General features: G+C 42.0%; 16 protein-coding genes. 9 read left to right on the top strand and 7 right to left on the bottom strand.

The annotated features are described in order from the left end of the window. The first annotated feature begins 267 nt into the window (after positions 1-267). Both L1077_RS12855 and L1077_RS12850 read left to right on the top strand, forming a co-directional pair. Complete coding sequence (locus L1077_RS12855; RefSeq protein ID WP_237137195.1) at positions 268-522, top strand: hypothetical protein; 255 nt, start codon at positions 268-270, stop codon at positions 520-522. Positions 523-605: 83 nt separating this feature from the next. Beyond that, the gene (locus L1077_RS12850) at positions 606-1,730 is read left to right on the top strand and encodes an exo-beta-N-acetylmuramidase NamZ family protein (protein WP_237137199.1); all 1,125 of its coding nucleotides are present in this window, start codon (positions 606-608) and stop codon (positions 1,728-1,730) included. 18 nt (positions 1,731-1,748) lie between these two features. On the opposite strand, the gene L1077_RS12845 is transcribed toward L1077_RS12850, so the two are convergent. Next, entirely contained in the window at positions 1,749-2,597 is an 849-nt protein-coding gene (locus L1077_RS12845; RefSeq protein ID WP_237137194.1) for a MurR/RpiR family transcriptional regulator, read from the bottom strand. Between the two features lie 296 nt (positions 2,598-2,893). On the opposite strand from L1077_RS12845, the gene L1077_RS12840 reads away from it, so the two are divergent. Then, positions 2,894-4,270, top strand: coding sequence for a Na+/H+ antiporter NhaC family protein (locus L1077_RS12840; RefSeq protein ID WP_237137193.1), 1,377 nt, complete (start codon positions 2,894-2,896; stop codon positions 4,268-4,270). Here L1077_RS12840 and L1077_RS12835 read toward each other — a convergent pair. From L1077_RS12835 to L1077_RS12825, 3 genes are all read right to left on the bottom strand, one after another. After that, the gene (locus tag L1077_RS12835) at positions 4,267-4,896 is read right to left on the bottom strand and encodes a hypothetical protein (RefSeq protein WP_237137192.1); all 630 of its coding nucleotides are present in this window, start codon (positions 4,894-4,896) and stop codon (positions 4,267-4,269) included. The two genes, L1077_RS12840 and L1077_RS12835, sit on opposite strands and share 4 nt — an antisense overlap. Continuing rightward, a complete protein-coding gene (locus L1077_RS12830) occupies positions 4,893-5,450 on the bottom strand; it encodes a sigma-70 family RNA polymerase sigma factor (protein ID WP_237137191.1) in 558 nt (185 codons plus the stop codon). Before L1077_RS12830 ends, L1077_RS12835 begins: the two co-directional genes overlap by 4 nt. 85 nt (positions 5,451-5,535) lie before the next feature. Further along, a complete protein-coding gene (locus L1077_RS12825) occupies positions 5,536-6,180 on the bottom strand; it encodes an energy transducer TonB (RefSeq protein WP_237137190.1) in 645 nt (214 codons plus the stop codon). 116 nt (positions 6,181-6,296) lie between these two features. Here L1077_RS12825 and L1077_RS12820 point away from each other — a divergent pair, with 116 nt between their 5' ends. Beyond that, entirely contained in the window at positions 6,297-6,803 is a 507-nt protein-coding gene (locus L1077_RS12820; protein ID WP_237137189.1) for a DUF3087 domain-containing protein, read from the top strand. On the opposite strand, the gene L1077_RS12815 is transcribed toward L1077_RS12820, so the two are convergent. Genes L1077_RS12815 through L1077_RS12805 form a run of 3 tightly spaced genes read right to left on the bottom strand, consistent with a single transcriptional unit; the run spans position 6,800 to position 10,006 of the window. Beyond that, positions 6,800-8,326: a sensor domain-containing diguanylate cyclase gene (locus L1077_RS12815; RefSeq protein WP_237137188.1), complete on the bottom strand. Its 1,527-nt coding sequence runs from the start codon at positions 8,324-8,326 to the stop codon at positions 6,800-6,802. The two genes, L1077_RS12820 and L1077_RS12815, sit on opposite strands and share 4 nt — an antisense overlap. Positions 8,327-8,348: 22 nt before the next feature. Beyond that, on the bottom strand, positions 8,349-8,789 hold the full coding sequence (locus L1077_RS12810) for a hypothetical protein (protein WP_237137187.1): 441 nt from the start codon (positions 8,787-8,789) through the stop codon (positions 8,349-8,351). Beyond that, on the bottom strand, positions 8,789-10,006 hold the full coding sequence (locus tag L1077_RS12805) for a hypothetical protein (RefSeq protein ID WP_237137186.1): 1,218 nt from the start codon (positions 10,004-10,006) through the stop codon (positions 8,789-8,791). The genes L1077_RS12810 and L1077_RS12805 overlap by 1 nt, the downstream gene beginning before the upstream one ends. A gap of 174 nt (positions 10,007-10,180) precedes the next feature. On the opposite strand from L1077_RS12805, the gene L1077_RS12800 reads away from it, so the two are divergent. The 5 genes from L1077_RS12800 (at position 10,181) to L1077_RS12780 (ending at position 16,164) form a co-directional block, all read left to right on the top strand. Continuing rightward, complete coding sequence (locus L1077_RS12800) at positions 10,181-10,807, top strand: GTP cyclohydrolase II (protein ID WP_237137185.1); 627 nt, start codon at positions 10,181-10,183, stop codon at positions 10,805-10,807. 187 nt (positions 10,808-10,994) lie between these two features. Next, positions 10,995-11,816 (top strand): BPSS1780 family membrane protein, encoded by an 822-nt coding sequence (locus L1077_RS12795; protein ID WP_237137184.1) that lies wholly within the window; start codon positions 10,995-10,997, stop codon positions 11,814-11,816. Further along, positions 11,816-12,277 carry a regulatory protein RecX gene (locus L1077_RS12790; protein ID WP_237137183.1) on the top strand — a complete coding sequence of 154 codons (462 nt, stop codon included), beginning with the start codon at positions 11,816-11,818 and terminating at the stop codon, positions 12,275-12,277. The genes L1077_RS12795 and L1077_RS12790 overlap by 1 nt, the downstream gene beginning before the upstream one ends. 59 nt (positions 12,278-12,336) lie before the next feature. Continuing rightward, positions 12,337-14,940, top strand: coding sequence for an alanine--tRNA ligase (alaS, locus tag L1077_RS12785; protein WP_237137182.1), 2,604 nt, complete (start codon positions 12,337-12,339; stop codon positions 14,938-14,940). Positions 14,941-14,943: 3 nt separating this feature from the next. Further along, positions 14,944-16,164, top strand: coding sequence for an aspartate kinase (locus L1077_RS12780; protein ID WP_237137181.1), 1,221 nt, complete (start codon positions 14,944-14,946; stop codon positions 16,162-16,164). Positions 16,165-16,244: the final 80 nt, after the last annotated feature.

Raw genomic sequence — 16,244 nt, 5'->3', positions numbered from 1 at the left:
TCCTCCCGCGTCCGCCACTTTATTTAAAGTGGTTACTTCACTCAAGTAGTAAAACATGAGATAAATACCGACGAAAGTCGGTTTTTTTATGCCTGAAATTTGAACCACTTTACAGATCTGAATATTCCGAGATGCTTTGAGCCACTCAAAGGTTCACTTTTCACACGCGTCCAATGCGTCAAATCAAATGTCGCATTTATCCAATTTTACTATCAAGCCGTTACATACACTTGTATCTAACATCAATTGTGTATGAAGGTACAAGTAATGAATACAGCTTATTCGGGCGTTCAATTAGCTCAGTTATATCAAAATATTAGACTACAACATGAAGAAAGTGTGCTATTTGTTGAATGCGGATTTAAAGAAGCCACACTTGAGCAAGATAGTATTATATCGGCATTAAAGAACAAGCGCTTGACGCAGTCCCAGTTAGATACTGTGAAGCCTTTCTTTTTACTAGAGAATATTGAAATTGAAGCCCATGTAAAAGTCAAAAAAAGGTTCTTTTTTTGGCGCTGATCAGGCATATTGCCAAGTCATTGTGTGCTATAGGAGTTACGGTGTTGGTGCGTGCTATTTACTTTAATTTTATTCTCTTAACCATGTTGCCTTTCATTGCGCTGCAATCAATTGCGATAGAGGTTGGCGCACAACAATCAAAGATATATTTACCACTTTTGCAAGATAAGCGAGTTGGCTTAATTGTAAATCAATCTTCTCGAGTTGCAGATAAGCACTTGGTTGACTTTTTACTCGCGGAAAATATTAATGTCGTTAGGATCTTTTCGCCCGAACACGGTTTCAGAGGCGATCAAGATGCAGGCGCGCATATCAACAATAGTATTGATGCGAAAACAGGACTGCCCATAGCATCCCTTTATGGGAAGCAAAAACGTCCAAGCAGAGATGCGCTTGTTGATTTAGATGTACTCATCTTTGATATTCAAGATGTTGGCGTGCGATTTTATACCTATATTAGCACGATGCACTATATGATGCAGGCCGCAAAAGAGCACCAAAAAGCGTTTATCGTGTTAGACAGGCCAAACCCAAATATTCAGCATGTTGATGGACCTGTTTTAGACAAAGCGTATAGCTCGTTTGTTGGTATGCATCCCATTCCTATACTTCATGGGATGACGGTTGGAGAACTGGCCTTAATGATAGAAGGGGAAGGGTGGTTATCAGGTGCGAATGATCTAAACCTCGAGGTGGTCCCAGTAGCAAACTATGATGCGTTAGATGAATATATTTTACCTGTTGCACCCAGTCCTAATTTACCTAATCAACAGGCAATTTATTTATATCCATCATTATGCTTTTTTGAAGCAACAGCTGTGTCGGTAGGACGAGGTACCGATTTTCCTTTTCAAGTGTATGGACATAATCAAGTTAAACTGGGCGTATTTTCTTTTTCACCGCGCTCAATTGTTGGTGCGGCACGTTTTCCAAAACTAGAAGGTGAACAAGTATGGGGTCGGGATCTGCGTCAAAGCGAGCTAAAGGGGTTTGATTTAAGATGGTTTGTTGCAGCATATAGTGCATTTGAACAACACAACCAACGGTTTATCACATCCCCCAAGTTTTTAGACAAGCTAGCAGGGACTAATCTTATTAGACTTGGCGTTGAACAAGGGCTAAAGTCACATCAAATTGAAGCTATTTGGCGTCAGGAAGTGGCAGAGTTTAAACAGCAAAGAGTGCCTTATCTATTATACAAAAGATAAGGCACCTGATGCATGAGACTAGATGTTTAACATATCGCTCATGTATTCATTGGAGCGATCTGCGCGTCGCTGCCAGTGAAGATTTGATTGTGCCAAAGAGATAAACAGCACGTCAATTAGGTAACCTAAAGAAGCACGAGTCAATACTGCCGAGTGTTTAACGGCTTCAGCGTCTTGAATACAGTACAAGCAGCTATCAGCATAAGTCGCCAGTTCACTGTGGCCATATCGAGTGAGTGCCAAGATTTGGCATTCATTGGCTTTAGCTTGTTGAGCCAGCTTGACAATACTTTTGACGGTTCCTGAATTACTAAGGCAGATAAATAAGTCATCTTTACCCATTGTGGCAATGTAACTCGCAGCACTCAGTTCATCAACATGTGTGACTGCACAAACACCTAGCTTTTGTAACTTTAAGGTTAGGTCTTGTGCCATTGTATGCGTTGAACCAATAGCGCATACCATGACTTTTTTTGCACCTTTGATTGCTTGTACAGCTTGCTCAAACAATTCTGGCGTATTTAATTTACTGGTTGCAACAAGCGTTGCTTGTTGGTTTGCGATCAGCTTTTCTGAGATGTGTGCAATAGAATCATTTTGTTCTATCTCATTTGATAGCGGCGTATCTTCTTGTGTTTGTTCATTTAACGCATCCACAACAGCTAACTTAAATGCTGGAAACCCTTTATAACCTAGTTTCTGAGCAAATTTAACAACGCTTGACTGACTAACACCTGCTGACTTTGCGAGTTCAATAGATGACAGGCCGCGAATTTTTGCACCTGACTTCAACGTAAAGTCTGCCAACTTAGCTTCACTTTGTGATAGTGAAGGCTTCAAGGCCTTTATTTTTACAAAAGTAGACATGAGGATCACCTGGTAACTAAAACTAACTTAAACTGTCCATATTATAGGTTCAATTGGAACGTTGCGATAGATTGTTTCGGAATATTATTGCGTTTTTTGATTTATGTGGCTCTGGTAAGGGTACTATTGTTGCATTTGTGAATTTATATACCCGAAATAGAAGGTTTTTTTAAATAAGTGTTTAAGCTACCATGGTTATAAATTACACATGTATGATAACAATATAAGTATGAATTTACGTCTTTTCTACTGTTATCAGCGCTTTTCAACTCAATGAAAACAATAAAAGGAAAGCTATGTCTTGGTATTCTATCTTGCCCCCACTCATTGCAATAGCCGTTGTTTTCTGGCGAAAGGAAGTGATCGTCGCCTTAATATTGGCTTTGTTATCGTCAGAATTTTTACTGGTATTCGTTAAAGGTGAGCAATCTATTTTCGTTACATTTATTAATAGTATTGAACGAATAATTGAGGTAGCAACGTCTGCCGGGAATAGTCGAATTCTAATTTTTAGTATCGTGATTGGGGCACTATTGGCGTATATCCGAGAGTCCGGAGGCGTATCCGCAACAGTACAAAAATTGATGCGAATAGGTGTTGTAAAAAATAAAAAGCAAGTGGGCCTGTTGACCATGTTTACAGGCACTGCTGTTTTTATCGAGTCGAATATGAGTGTGCTCACTTCGGGCATTGTTGCACGTGGCTTATTTGATAAGTTCAAAATGAGTCGAGCGCGGCTTGCTTATATTATAGATAGTACCAGTGCGCCTGTTTGTATTTTGATCTTGCTTAACGGTTGGGGGGCGTTTGTTTTGGGTTTGCTGAGTAATTATGAACTTGAACAATCAGCTGTCAGTGTGTTGTGGGGCAGTGTCGCTTTTAACTTCTATGCCATTATTACATTGATAATTGTGCTCTACACCATCGTATTTGATAAGGTGCATGGCCCGATGAAAGTCGCTGAGGATGAACTTAAGCAGACAAAGTTAGAATTAGATGCAGGGCCAAAAGCCTCTCGTGCACGATTTATGCTGGTGCCGCTTGGTGTACTTATCTTTGGCATGATTGGCTTTATGTTGTGGACGGGCGACGGTGTGCTTGCCAGTGGCAGCGGTTCTAAATCGGTATTATATGCGACCGTTTTGGCATGTGCGGTTGCTTATTTAATGTTACTCACTGGGCGCAAATTTACGCATCATCAATTGATTGATATTGGCTTTAAGGGCATGGGAGAACTATTGCCCTTGGTGAGTATTGTTTTGCTATCTCTGACTTTAGGAGCAAGTTTAAAGGAGTTGGGCACCGGAGTATTTGTGGCACAGCTTGTTGGTGATTACTTACCCCTGTATCTGATCGTGCCTACCTTGTTTTTAACGGGAGCGGTGATGTCTTTTACGACGGGGACATCTTGGGGTACATTCGCAATACTGATACCCATAGGTGTGCCATTAATTCAAACTTTAGGTTTGCCACCTTCGTTGGTGATTGGCGCGATTTTAAGTGGCGGTATTTTTGGCGATCATTGCTCACCTATCTCAGATACCAGTGCGGTGTCCGCACTGGCTTCTGGCTGTGATTTATTAACTCATGTTAAAACCCAGCTGCCGTATGCCCTTGTGGGAGGCGCTTTGGCATTGGTTGGGTTTATTATAGCGAGTGTTGTCTTGCTTTAAGGGCACGCATAGAGATTTTTGCCAGAGGTTGGGGCGGTAATATTAATCAACTGCCCCGACTGGTTTTTACTCAATGCCAACAACTGACCTTGTTCGTATTCGAGCATATCATTTTTAGGCACTCCCAGCTCCTCGAGTAAATTTTTTCGTACCTCTAATAAAGTTCGATTTTGACAGTCCGCGATGAACCATACATCTTTCTCTGAATGCACTAACTGGCCGTAAAACTGGCGTACCGCCACGAGTGTTTCTTTGGAGCCCGCCAGCGTGTCGTCGAGTTGTGCTTTTTGCTGTGCAATGGTGGTTTGATATTGCCCTTCAACGATATTGTGTGTTTCAACAACGTGATAGTGCTGCGCCGAAAAAGAGTGGGGATCAACCTGTGAAAGGAAGTTTTCAAAGTCGGTCAGTAAGCCTTGTAAAGTTAGGCTGCCTACTAATGCGACAAGGCAGCATGAGCTTGCCCACATTGAGGTTCTTAGCCAAAACTGCCTAGTGTGCTTACGGTTTTCAAGTTTACTTATTCTTTTTAGCCGTCTAACTTGTTTAGGCGTCATTTTATTTAGTCTTTTCGATGCTGAATACGCTTGCTGGAGATCGTTTATTTTGGGTTTTGAGTCACTCATTTTAGCTCTCCTAACATGTGCTTTAGTTGTTGCTTGGCGTATCTCAAGCGCGTTTTGACTGTTTCATGGTTTGCAGTGGTGATCTGGGCAATCTGCTTGAGTGAGAACCCTTCCAATTGTAAGCAAATGGCTTCTTTTTGGGCGTGTGGTAGTGCTTTAATCGCATTGTATAACTGCTCATTGCAAGCGTAATTAAAATTGCTATCGCCATCTTGTGTGCAGATATCGGTTTCGTTGCTATCACATATGTACTTATTTTGTTTGCGAAACTCATCAATTAAGGCATTACGTGCAATTTTAAAAATATACGCTTTGGGCGTGCTATTACTTTGGTAGTATTGACGTTTTTCTACAATAGCGAGCCAAGTCTTCTGGCATATGTCCTCTGCGGTTTCCGGATCGCTTTGCGTGCATAAATAGTGGTAAAGATCAGGGTTAAAATTATCAATTGCCTGTTCTAAATAACGATTCTCACCGCAACGTTTAAATTCCGCTAAGGGATCATGTGCTTCGGTTTTGTCTTGGATGAACCAGTTTTTTATCGCAAGTAGCATATTCTCTCCGTGTTTTTTCTTATTGACACCAGAAGCTATATCAGTAGCCACTGAGCCGAAACTCAGCGGCTATGTACAAGTTTGCTTACTTGTTTAAATTAAACTCTAACATAACTGACTGCCCAGGTTGAACTACGGGTTTGCCATTGATGACTTTTGGGCGATACTTCCAACGCTTCAGTGCTTTAAGTGCTGCGCGGTTAAATACTCGCTTGGGCTTGGCATCGATAACTTGTGCATCAATTACTTGTCCGCTAGGCGAAATGCTAAACGCGACTTGCACCCAGCCCTCTATGCCATCTCTTGCCGCTGTCGCTGGGTATGTTGGCTCAATTCGAACAATGGGCGCTGCGCCACTGTCACTCATCTGCAATGTGTTTTGCATTTGAATTGGCGATGATTTAACACCCGAAGAAATATTAATATCGACCGCGACACCTGTTGTTTCAGCCGGGGGCGTGTTTGGTTTAGGCGGTGCTTTTGGTGCAGGCTTTGGCGGTGGCGGTAAAACTTGGCGCACCCTTATGGGAGTATCCTCAAGATCTTGAGAAATGAATACATCCAAAGTGGGTATTGGCTCTGGGACAAACACTTCATCTTGGCTCACTAATTGCTGCATGAAAGCGAACAAAGAAAATGTAACGCACAGTGCACCAACAAAAGATAAAACAAGTTTGTTTAACGCTTTATAGGGCGTTGGTACTTTGATATCAGTCATCGTAGTCATCATAATTTCCCCTTCTTTTTGCTAGTAAAACGCGCTAGGTCAAAAAAAGGGGTGATATATTTTTTTATTTTCTTTTTTAACTGATTAAAATGCCTCTAAGTCGCTTAATAGGAAATGCCATGCAGTTACAAGATATCGATAAATCAAGATATAGAAAGCATCTTAATTGGGTCATTGGCCTGTGCATAGTCAGTTTAACCGCTGGTAGCTTGGGTATCGCCCAACTACTCATCCAGCTTTTTCCAGACAGTGATGGTAGTCACTTTCATTGGAATCTTTTGGGGGTGTTGGTAACTTGTGCTGTGATTGCAGCTGTCCTGAAAAAAGTAAAAACCCATCCATTTATGACTGAGGTTGTTTATGTTTGGGAGCTTAAACAAGCGCTGAATAAAATTACAAGAAAAATGCCGAAACTTAAAAAGGCGGCTGCGCAGGGCAATGCCAATGCCATGTTAGCAATCCAATATAGTTACAGCGGGTCTCGTCAATTGTGGCATTTAGATGATAATACCATCACCATGGAAGAGCTGTCCCTATGGCAAGCTGAACTAGAGGGATTAGCTCAGGCTCATAACGTCACCTTAGACATCGAGTTGTATGACGAGCGCATATTGCGTGAGTTTTAGGTCGAGTAATAAGTAAATTGATTTTTGGTCGTTTTTTTAATTGTGTACATGGCGACATCCGCACATTCGACCAAGCCTTTTAAATTGTCGGCATGTTCAGGAAAATGCGAAATGCCAATACTAACACCCACATGTAATTTTAGTTGGTGCTTGTTGTGTTCAAACGTAAAAGGGGTATTTACAGCATCTAGGAGCTTAGTCGCAATGGCATTAATGGTGTATTTGTCTGACGTTTTAATTGCGATGACAAATTCATCACCGCCCCAACGGCATACTAGATCATTGTTCGAGACAATGTAAGAAATGCTTTGGGCGACATGTTTCAACACTTCATCACCAGCATTATGTCCATAAATGTCATTGATAGGTTTAAACTCATCAAGATCCAACAAAAGTAGGCTAAATTCAGTATTGGTGTCAATCCAGTCAAGCAGAGTCAGCTCTGCACCGTATCGATTATACAAGCTGGTTAAACTGTCTCTCTGTGCGCGATGGCTGAGTTGATAGATCATGGTTTTTCGAGAGGTGATATCGGCTAAAAAAACTTGAAAGTACCACTGTCCATCACTTTCTGTGTTGAGGATGATCATACTGAGCCAAACAGAAGACAAAGTGAGCGGATTGGTAAATTCAAATTCAGCCTGCATAACTTGTTTTTGTTTTATGCTATTTTCGGTGAAGGTGTACAAAATATCTGGAGTCTTACAATACTGCCCTAAGTTGTCAGGAAAGCGCTCTTCGCTGTCCACACCCATACCCGCTAACAAATCTTTAGCAGCATCATTGACGAGTGAAACATCTCCTTGCTCACGTACCAATAGTGTTGGTGATGAACTGCGTTCAAACATCAAGCGAAAGCGTTTCTCTAGCTGTTCGATCTCTAACCGCAAACTACGCTCTTGCTCAAAAAGCATTTCGGTATTGCTCAGCATGGCGTTGATCCCTTTGCCTATTTGACCTATTTCACTCTGCTTATGGGCGTCATGAATATGGATCCGGTTAGCACTTCCAGGCGTGATACTTGTTAATTGATGGCTTAAATAGCCCAATGGCTTTGAAACCAATAGAAAAGATAAAGCGGCAAATAGCAGGAGCATGGGAATGACCACAATGAGCAAGGTTTGTACTGAGGAAAATGCAATGCCCTGGGCGTTTTGACGTATAAATTGGGTGTTCGGCACGACATGAATGAAGCCAATATTTTCTTGCAGAATAAAAGGGTTAGGCAGGCTAAAAGTGAGCGCTTCTCGCTCGTTAAATAAGATGCTTTTGGCAAGCACTGTACTTTGGTTGGTCAAGGCGGCTGATTGAATTATGTCATTGCTCACCAAGCCATTGACAACTTCATTGGCTAAATCTTTGTCTTCAAGATAAGCCGCAATTGATGCTGTTGAGGAGACGGTTTGGCTAATTTGCAATACGCTATTATCTGAGCGCTCGAGCTCAGTTTCAAAAATATAGTTGTAATATAGATACGCGTATACGGCAGAAAATAAAAAAGTTGAGATGCTTAAGATCAGCATCAACCTTACTATTAAGCTTTGTTTACTTAGCAAAACGATACACTACTTTTAATTCGTCAGTTACGGCAGTTGCCGGTATGTAGGCAATTGCACTTGGAGTTGTTGCCACTTTATCAATTATAGCGTCAATTGTTGGATATGCTTGAGGCGGTGATGCTTTACCACTGAATTTAACGCGTGACCAATATGCGTTTACTTGCGATATGCTGCGACCCGTAAGTGCTTCAAAAAATACTCTACGCAAATCATGCTCTTTTTTATAGTCTAATGTCACCGCAATATGACCATTTGGAAAGGCGAGGTATTTACCCATATACATATCAATTAATTGACGCTTTTCTATACGCTCAATTGGGTTATGTTTATTTACCACGATGACAATCTCGCTTTGCACCTCTGCGTTGGACCCCCAGCTGTATAAGCAGAGAATTAATAGCACGACATTTTTGCAGACTCGATACATCAGAACACCCAGTTTAGGCTGATACCCAGCGTATTGAATGAGTTGTCAAAATCACCGCTTTGCAAGTTGCGATGTAAATAAAAAGCAGAGGGTAAGCTGTCTATTGCTGTGTGTTCTAATTGCACTTTTACTGCGAGAGAGTGATTAATTTCCGTTCGTAGGGTGAGTGAAAACGTATTTTGGTCGACGAGATAAAAATTAGTATGTCGGATCAGCGTGTTGTATAAAAGGTCTAGCTCTGGGGTTGACACTAAGGGGCGTTGTGGCGTCCTATTGTTGGATTTGGCCTGTGCTAGGGTGGCCATTAAAGTATGGTTATCATAATAGAAGCCAGCACTGATGTAGCCTGCTGTAAGCGCTTTAAGTACTTGGGAATTTGAGTCTATGTAAGACACTTCGCTTTGTAAAAACCACTGACTATTGTCGTAACGTGTGCCGATAGCAGAGTAATTGAAGCGTTTTCCTATGAGATTTAAGGAGTCGAGCAAGGTTGATTTTTGTGGCCAAATTTGATCAGGGACCAAGGCTAGTGCAGCTTGAAGCTGTTTTTGTTGGTCGTTTTCGTTGCCTGATTGCGTGGCTGTATAATTTGCTCTGAAAGTCCAATCATAAGATTGCCACTCGATAACCAGACCATAGAGTGACTTTAGTTCGACATCCCAAAAAAAACCCTCATCACTCACAATTGGCGCAGTAGATTTGCCTGCGAAGAACTTACCACTGATCAACCCCTGTGTCAGGCGACGGGTATATTTTACGTCGATCCCATCTAAGTTTTGGTGCGGGACAATGGCATAAAACTCTGTCGGGGGATGGTTATAGGTATAGGTATATCCAATATCGCGGTGTTCGGTCATCATGAACAAGTCGAGGCCTGTTCTGCCAACCCTAAGTTGCCAATTGCCATTAAAAGAATGACGAAGAAAAGCCATTTGGATGATGTTATCTAAATTTTGTTCTTCGTTGTCTTTAAAGAGCGCTTGCCCGACAAACTGGGTATTTTTACTCACTTGCCATTCAACTTGCGCACCTAATGATGAGTTAGTGAAGCCGAATTCGTCTTGATAGGTCGCATGAGGCTGAGAAATATGCTGCCTTATTCCGGCTGTGTCTGAATCTGTAACGGTTAATCCTATGGTGGCAAAGCCATCGAGCTTCAATTGCTCGGCTGCACCATAACAAGGAAGAATTAAAAACAGTAGAGTTAACAGCCTCATCGGCGACCCGCTATTGCTACCAGCAAACTATCTATGTGGATAAAGACTAGCGCTTATGTACACATTTACCAGTTTTGTGTATTTTGACTTGTAAAATGGTACATTTGTCACCATATAAAGTGATATATGCATATTTGTGATAACATCACATTTTTAATTAGGTATTTTCTAGTCGTGGCTGAAGTTAGAGCAAGAGTCGAGCTGAATGTAGGGCAGCGTAGTCATATTCCTGCAGAGATAGTATCTTTTGAAGGACTTAAAGATGGTGAAGAGCATGTTGCGTTAGTATTTAATGGTGCAGATTCTAAGCAAGAGGTGCCACTGATCAGAATGCACTCAGAATGCTTAACTGGGGATGTTTTTCATTCATCGAGATGTGACTGTGGTGAGCAGCTTAACGAATGTATAGAAGAAATGCATCAAAGTGGTGGTGTTTTATTATATTTGCGACAAGAAGGTCGAGGTATCGGCTTGTATAATAAAATTGATGCCTACGTATTACAATCTCAGGGAATGAACACCTATGAGGCCAATAACCATCTAGGGTTTGATGACGATTTACGTGACTTTTCAGATGCTGTACTCATGCTCAAAGCCTTGGGACTCAATCATGTAAAATTGATGACAAATAATCCGCGTAAATTGAATGCGCTGCGTAATGCTGGCATTGAAGTTGAAAGCGTTATCGGTACTCAGGCTCATGTGAAAGTAGGTGACTCTGGAAATCGCAATTATTTAGAAACGAAAGTGAAGCATGGCTCTCATATGTTGGATATGGAGCAAATAAAAAAGCCAAAGTAGCCAAATAAGGTTTGATTTGCTGTATTGAATGGATTGTAGCAATAGAGCAAATCAAACACTGAATATGCATATTATTTTGTATTTCACTATTTTGTTGCATTTAGTCACGATAAGCCTCATAAACTTCCTTTCAAGTACTCTCTCGAATCAGTATAATTAGAGCGTTTTATAACTAAGTTAATCATTTATGTCTGCAGATTTTCAAAAATTCAAAGCGAGTTTTGGGGTGAGTTGGTTTAAAGCCGGATGGGCGGTGTTTAAAACTCAGCCTTTGACTTTTATGATGATGTACATTTTTATCGTCATCGTAGGACTATTCCCATTTGTTATTCCCAACCCCATCATTCAGATGATGTGCGCGTTGGCTGGGCCATTTTTAACGGTTGGTTTTTATAATGCTGCGCTGAATATACAAGCGGGCAAATCCATTATGTTGGCCGATATTTTAAAACCGTTTACCACTAAAGGTCGCAGGCTGAATTTATTTCGTTTAGGTCTTTATCAACTGGGTGTCGCGCTTATTTTGGGTGTATTGATGAGTTTGCTGTTTGAACCTGTGACCAGTGCGCTGCAAAACCACACTCCAGATCAAGATATGCAAATAGTCATTGAGCAGATTGCGCAAGCGATTAGCTTTTCTGACATTGTTATTTTCATTGCTTTACAATCGCTCGCGATGATGGCATTTGCCTACGCTCTACCGCTAGTATATTTCAAAGAGCAGGCGAATATCTTTGCTGCGATGAAGCAGTCATTGACGGTGTTTTATCACAATATGGCACCATTAACAGTCTATGGTGGTATTGCTGCGTTGTTGATCATTTTATCAACGCCGTTGTCACTTGTGCCGTTAATTGTCATTATGCCGATATTGTATATTGGCTTTTTTGTTTCTTTTCAGGCAATTTTTGTAACGCAATCACCTCAAAGTGAAGATGGTCCTAGTCAAGGGAACAAATCACAAAATGAGCAAGAAAATGTGACTCAATCAGGCCGGTTTGACGCTTGATGGATGATAAAGAAAAACAAAAATTAAAAAATTACGCAGTGTGGCTGTTATCTAGGCAAGAGTACTCACGTAAGCTACTCGGTCAAAAGCTCCGTCAAAAAGGCGCGACAGAAGAGTATGCTGAGTCACTCATTGAGTGGCTCTGTGATATCGGGTATCTAGATGATTTAAGGCACTGTGAAAGCTATCTAAACCGCCAATTAGCCAAGGGGTTGGGTGAAAAGCGGGTAATGATGGATGCGATAAATAAAGGCGTTGATAAGTCGCACCTAACGCAACTTATCGAACAAAGAGAAATTGATTGGTTTGCCGTAGCTCAACAAACCTATGAGAAGAAATACGGTTACTCCACAAAACAATTAGATTATCAAGAAAAGTCAAAGCGTGTTCGATACATGATGTATCGTGGCTTTAGCTATGACCAAATAGATTTTGCTATACAGTCGCAAAGTGAGAGTTGATTTTGACAACTTCCTTTGTGGTTTACAGCACACAGCAGCAATAAAGGGTGAATAATCACATGCAGCACATGACTACCGCACAGATTAGGCAAAGCTTTTTAGACTTCTTTGCTAAACAACACCACCAAGTGGTGCCATCAAGTTCTCTAGTTCCAGGGAACGATGCCACACTTCTGTTTACTAATGCAGGTATGGTGCAATTTAAGGACGTATTCTTAGGTGCGGAAAAACGTCCATATAACCGCGCGACGAGTTCGCAGCGTTGTGTACGTGCTGGTGGTAAGCACAATGACTTAGAAAATGTGGGTTATACAGCAAGACACCACACATTTTTTGAAATGTTAGGCAACTTTAGTTTTGGTGATTACTTTAAACAAGATGCGATTAAATTTGCATGGTCATTCTTGACTGATGTGATCCAGTTACCAAAAGAAAAGCTGTTGGTGACTGTGTACCACACTGACGAAGAAGCCTATGACATTTGGGCAAACCAAGTAGGGGTACCTGCAGAGCGCATCATTCGTATTGATACGTCTGATAATTTCTGGTCCATGGGTGACACTGGTCCTTGTGGTCCATGTTCGGAAATCTTCTTTGACCATGGTGAGCACATTTGGGGTGGTCCTCCAGGCAGTCCTGAAGAAGATGGTGATCGTTTCATCGAGATTTGGAACCTTGTATTTATGCAATACAATCGCCATGCAGATGGAACGATGGAACCACTACCTAATCAGTCAGTCGACACCGGTATGGGTCTTGAGCGTATTTCTGCGATTATGCAAGGTGTGCACTCAAACTATGAAATTGATTTATTCCAAGCCTTAATTAAAGCAACTGCTTCTGTGACTGGTGCGCAAGATCTAGAGGACAAATCTTTACGCGTTGTAGCTGACCATATTCGTTCATGTGCATTCTTAATTGCCGACGGCGTAATGCCATCAAATGAAGGTCGTGGTTACGTGCTTCGTCGTATCATTCGTCGTGCAGTAAGACATGGTAATAAGCTAGGTGCACAAGGGGCATTCTTCCATAAATTGGTAGGCGCACTCGCAGAGCAAATGGGTGAAGCGTACCCTGAGCTGATCAAGCAGCAAGCAATCATTGAAAAAGTTTTACGTATTGAAGAAGAGCAATTTGGCAAAACACTTGACCGTGGTTTGACTATCTTAGAAGAGAATTTAGCTGGCCTTGAAGGGGATGTTATCCCAGGTGATTTGGTATTTAAGCTATATGACACCTATGGTTTCCCTGCGGATTTAACAGCTGATGTTGCTCGTGAGCGCTTCATGACTATCGATGAGCGTGGCTTTAAAGCTGCGATGGAAGCCCAGCGTAAGCAAGCGCAACAAGCTGGTAAATTCGGTGCGGATTACAACGAGCAGCTGAAGTCTGAGAAAGTCACTGACTTTAAAGGCTATGATGCTGTCCAATACAGTGGCACTGTGGTTGAACTATTTGCAGAAGGCGAAAGCGTCTCAGAGCTAACAGAGCAGCAAAAAGGCATTGTTGTGCTTGACCGTACTCCTTTCTACGCAGAATCAGGTGGTCAGGTTGGTGACACGGGGATTTTAAAAGTCTCTGGTGGCGAATTTGTTGTCACAGATACGCAAAAGTTGGGTAATGCGTTTGCACACCATGGTTATGTCGCAGGGCGTATCGGTATCAATGATAAGGTCGATGCACAAATTGATGCGCAGCGCCGTGAACGTATCAAGAAAAACCACACAGCAACACACATTTTACATGAGGCTCTTCGCCAAATCTTAGGAGAGCATGTTGCCCAGAAAGGTTCATTGGTCATGCCTGATAAGTTGCGTTTCGACTTCTCACATTTTGAGGGCGTAACGAAAGAACAACTAAGAGAGATTGAAACAACAGTCAACAATGAGATCCGTGCTAACTTTGCGTTAAATACTCAGCTCATGGATATTGAAGATGCAAAAGCGAAAGGCGCAATGGCGCTGTTTGGTGAAAAGTATGATGATGAAGTGCGCGTTGTTTCAATTGGTGATTACTCAATTGAATTATGTGGTGGTACACACGTAGAGCGTGCTGGTGATATCGGCTTCTTAAAAATTGTATCTGAAAGTGGTATTGCAGCAGGTGTACGTCGTATCGAAGCTGTGACAGGTGAAGATGCGGTGGAGTATGTTGCAGAGCAAGAGCAAGTACTGTCAGATATCGCTGCTTTAGTAAAAGGCGACAGTGCAAGTGCGCTTGAAAAAGTGGCTGCACTAATTGAGAAAGCAAAAGGCCTTGAGAAGCAAGTTAGTCAGTTGAATGACAAGCTAGCAAGTGCGGCAGGTGCATCTTTACTTGAGTCAGCGGTTGACGTTAACGGCATTAAGTTACTTGTCGCAAATGTGGCAGGTACTGAGTCAAAAGCACTGCGCGGAATGGTTGACGACTTAAAGAATAAGATGGGCTCAGGTGTGATTGCACTGGGTGTTGCCAATGGCGATAAAGTGAGCTTAATAGCTGGTGTCACAAAAGACTTAACTGGCCAAGTTAAAGCGGGCGAACTAGTAAATCACATGGCTGCGCAAGTTGGCGGTAAAGGCGGTGGTCGTCCAGATATGGCACAGGCTGGCGGTTCACAACCAGAGAACTTGGAAGCTGCATTAGCAAGTGTTCCTGTATGGTTGAATGATAAAACGCAATAACCTGTGGCATTAATCGTAAAAAAATTTGGCGGCACCTCTGTTGGCTCAATAGAGCGAATCGAGGCGGTCGCCGATTTGATCATTAAGGCTAAACAACAAGGGCATCAAGTTGTCGTTGTTGTCTCCGCTATGTCAGGTGAGACCAATCGCTTGTTGTCACTGGCTAAGCAAATTGATGAGCGACCAAGCGCGCGTGAATTAGATGTTTTGCTTACAACAGGTGAGCAGGTATCGATTGCGTTGCTGGCAATGGCTATTGTTAAACGCGGCCATTCTGCAGTGAGCTTGTTAGCTGACCAGATTGGTATCAAAACGGATAATGTCTTTGGCAAAGCACGCATTCAAAGCATTGATGTGGCCCGTTTGCAACAAGAGCTTGAACATAACCGTATTGCGGTTGTGGCCGGGTTTCAAGGCCGTGACTTTGAAGGCAATATTACGACCCTAGGTCGTGGTGGAACAGATACCTCTGCAGTTGAAATTGCCGCTGCAATTGGCGCAGATGAATGCCAGATCTACACGGATGTTGATGGCGTCTATACCACAGATCCAAGAGTTGAACCCAAAGCGCGTCGCATGGATCAAATTACGTTTGAAGAGATGTTAGAGCTGTCGAGCTTAGGTGCGAAGGTGCTACAGATCAGATCCGTTGAAGCTGCAGGAAAGTATCATATTCCACTGAGAGTTTTATCTACGTTCAAGCCCGATTCCGGCACCCTAATTAGCTATGAGGAACCTAAAGTGACAAGTAGGACTGTATCAGGTATTACTTATCAAAAAGATGAAGCGTTAATCATTGTACGTCAATTACCTGAAACGCCGCGCTCTTTAGCAAAGGTTTTGTGTTTACTTGCTGAATATGACATCGAAGTGGACATGATAAGCCAAATTAATCATCAAGTTGGCAAAATAGACTATGCTTTAACTGTACACAGCAATGAGTATGCACAAGCACTTGATGTATTAGACACGAACTTAGCTGATATCGGTGCTTCGAGCGTAGAGTGCAATCAACAAGTTGCTAAAATCTCTGCTGTGGGTGTAGGTATGAAGTCTCATTCAGGCATTGCAGGCATATTTTTCGACGCCTTGGCGAAAGAAAATATTCATACACTTTTGGTGTCGACATCGGAGATAAAAATTTCTGTTTTAGTAGAAGAACGTTACTTGGAGCTTGTTGTTAGGGCACTTCATGGTGCATTTGGCTTAGAAAGTCGTGAATAAGCAATTATTTTGCTTACTTTTACATGAACTTTTAATTAAAATGAACTTGACGCGGAATCTTTTAAATTTTGGAATAACAG

It is taken from the genome of Pseudoalteromonas luteoviolacea (genome assembly GCF_021654285.1).
GTDB lineage: Bacteria > Pseudomonadota > Gammaproteobacteria > Enterobacterales > Alteromonadaceae > Pseudoalteromonas > Pseudoalteromonas luteoviolacea_J.
The sequence above is the reverse complement of the archived record's forward strand: the minus strand, read 5'-3'. Positions and strand labels throughout refer to the sequence as shown.

What these genes read in the sequence shown, in the direction of transcription:
- alaS (WP_237137182.1), top strand. Translation starts at nt 12,337, where the DNA reads ATGCAGCACATGACTACCGCACAGATTAGGCAAAGCTTTTTAGACTTC.
- L1077_RS12840 (WP_237137193.1), top strand. Translation starts at nt 2,894, where the DNA reads ATGTCTTGGTATTCTATCTTGCCCCCACTCATTGCAATAGCCGTTGTT.
- L1077_RS12810 (WP_237137187.1), bottom strand. Translation starts at nt 8,789, where the DNA reads ATGTATCGAGTCTGCAAAAATGTCGTGCTATTAATTCTCTGCTTATAC.
- L1077_RS12835 (WP_237137192.1), bottom strand. Translation starts at nt 4,896, where the DNA reads ATGAGTGACTCAAAACCCAAAATAAACGATCTCCAGCAAGCGTATTCA.
- L1077_RS12845 (WP_237137194.1), bottom strand. Translation starts at nt 2,597, where the DNA reads ATGTCTACTTTTGTAAAAATAAAGGCCTTGAAGCCTTCACTATCACAA.
- L1077_RS12830 (WP_237137191.1), bottom strand. Translation starts at nt 5,450, where the DNA reads ATGCTACTTGCGATAAAAAACTGGTTCATCCAAGACAAAACCGAAGCA.
- L1077_RS12805 (WP_237137186.1), bottom strand. Translation starts at nt 10,006, where the DNA reads ATGAGGCTGTTAACTCTACTGTTTTTAATTCTTCCTTGTTATGGTGCA.
- L1077_RS12825 (WP_237137190.1), bottom strand. Translation starts at nt 6,180, where the DNA reads ATGATGACTACGATGACTGATATCAAAGTACCAACGCCCTATAAAGCG.
- L1077_RS12815 (WP_237137188.1), bottom strand. Translation starts at nt 8,326, where the DNA reads ATGCTGATCTTAAGCATCTCAACTTTTTTATTTTCTGCCGTATACGCG.
- L1077_RS12850 (WP_237137199.1), top strand. Translation starts at nt 606, where the DNA reads ATGTTGCCTTTCATTGCGCTGCAATCAATTGCGATAGAGGTTGGCGCA.
- L1077_RS12855 (WP_237137195.1), top strand. Translation starts at nt 268, where the DNA reads ATGAATACAGCTTATTCGGGCGTTCAATTAGCTCAGTTATATCAAAAT.
- L1077_RS12820 (WP_237137189.1), top strand. Translation starts at nt 6,297, where the DNA reads ATGCAGTTACAAGATATCGATAAATCAAGATATAGAAAGCATCTTAAT.
- L1077_RS12790 (WP_237137183.1), top strand. Translation starts at nt 11,816, where the DNA reads ATGGATGATAAAGAAAAACAAAAATTAAAAAATTACGCAGTGTGGCTG.
- L1077_RS12795 (WP_237137184.1), top strand. Translation starts at nt 10,995, where the DNA reads ATGTCTGCAGATTTTCAAAAATTCAAAGCGAGTTTTGGGGTGAGTTGG.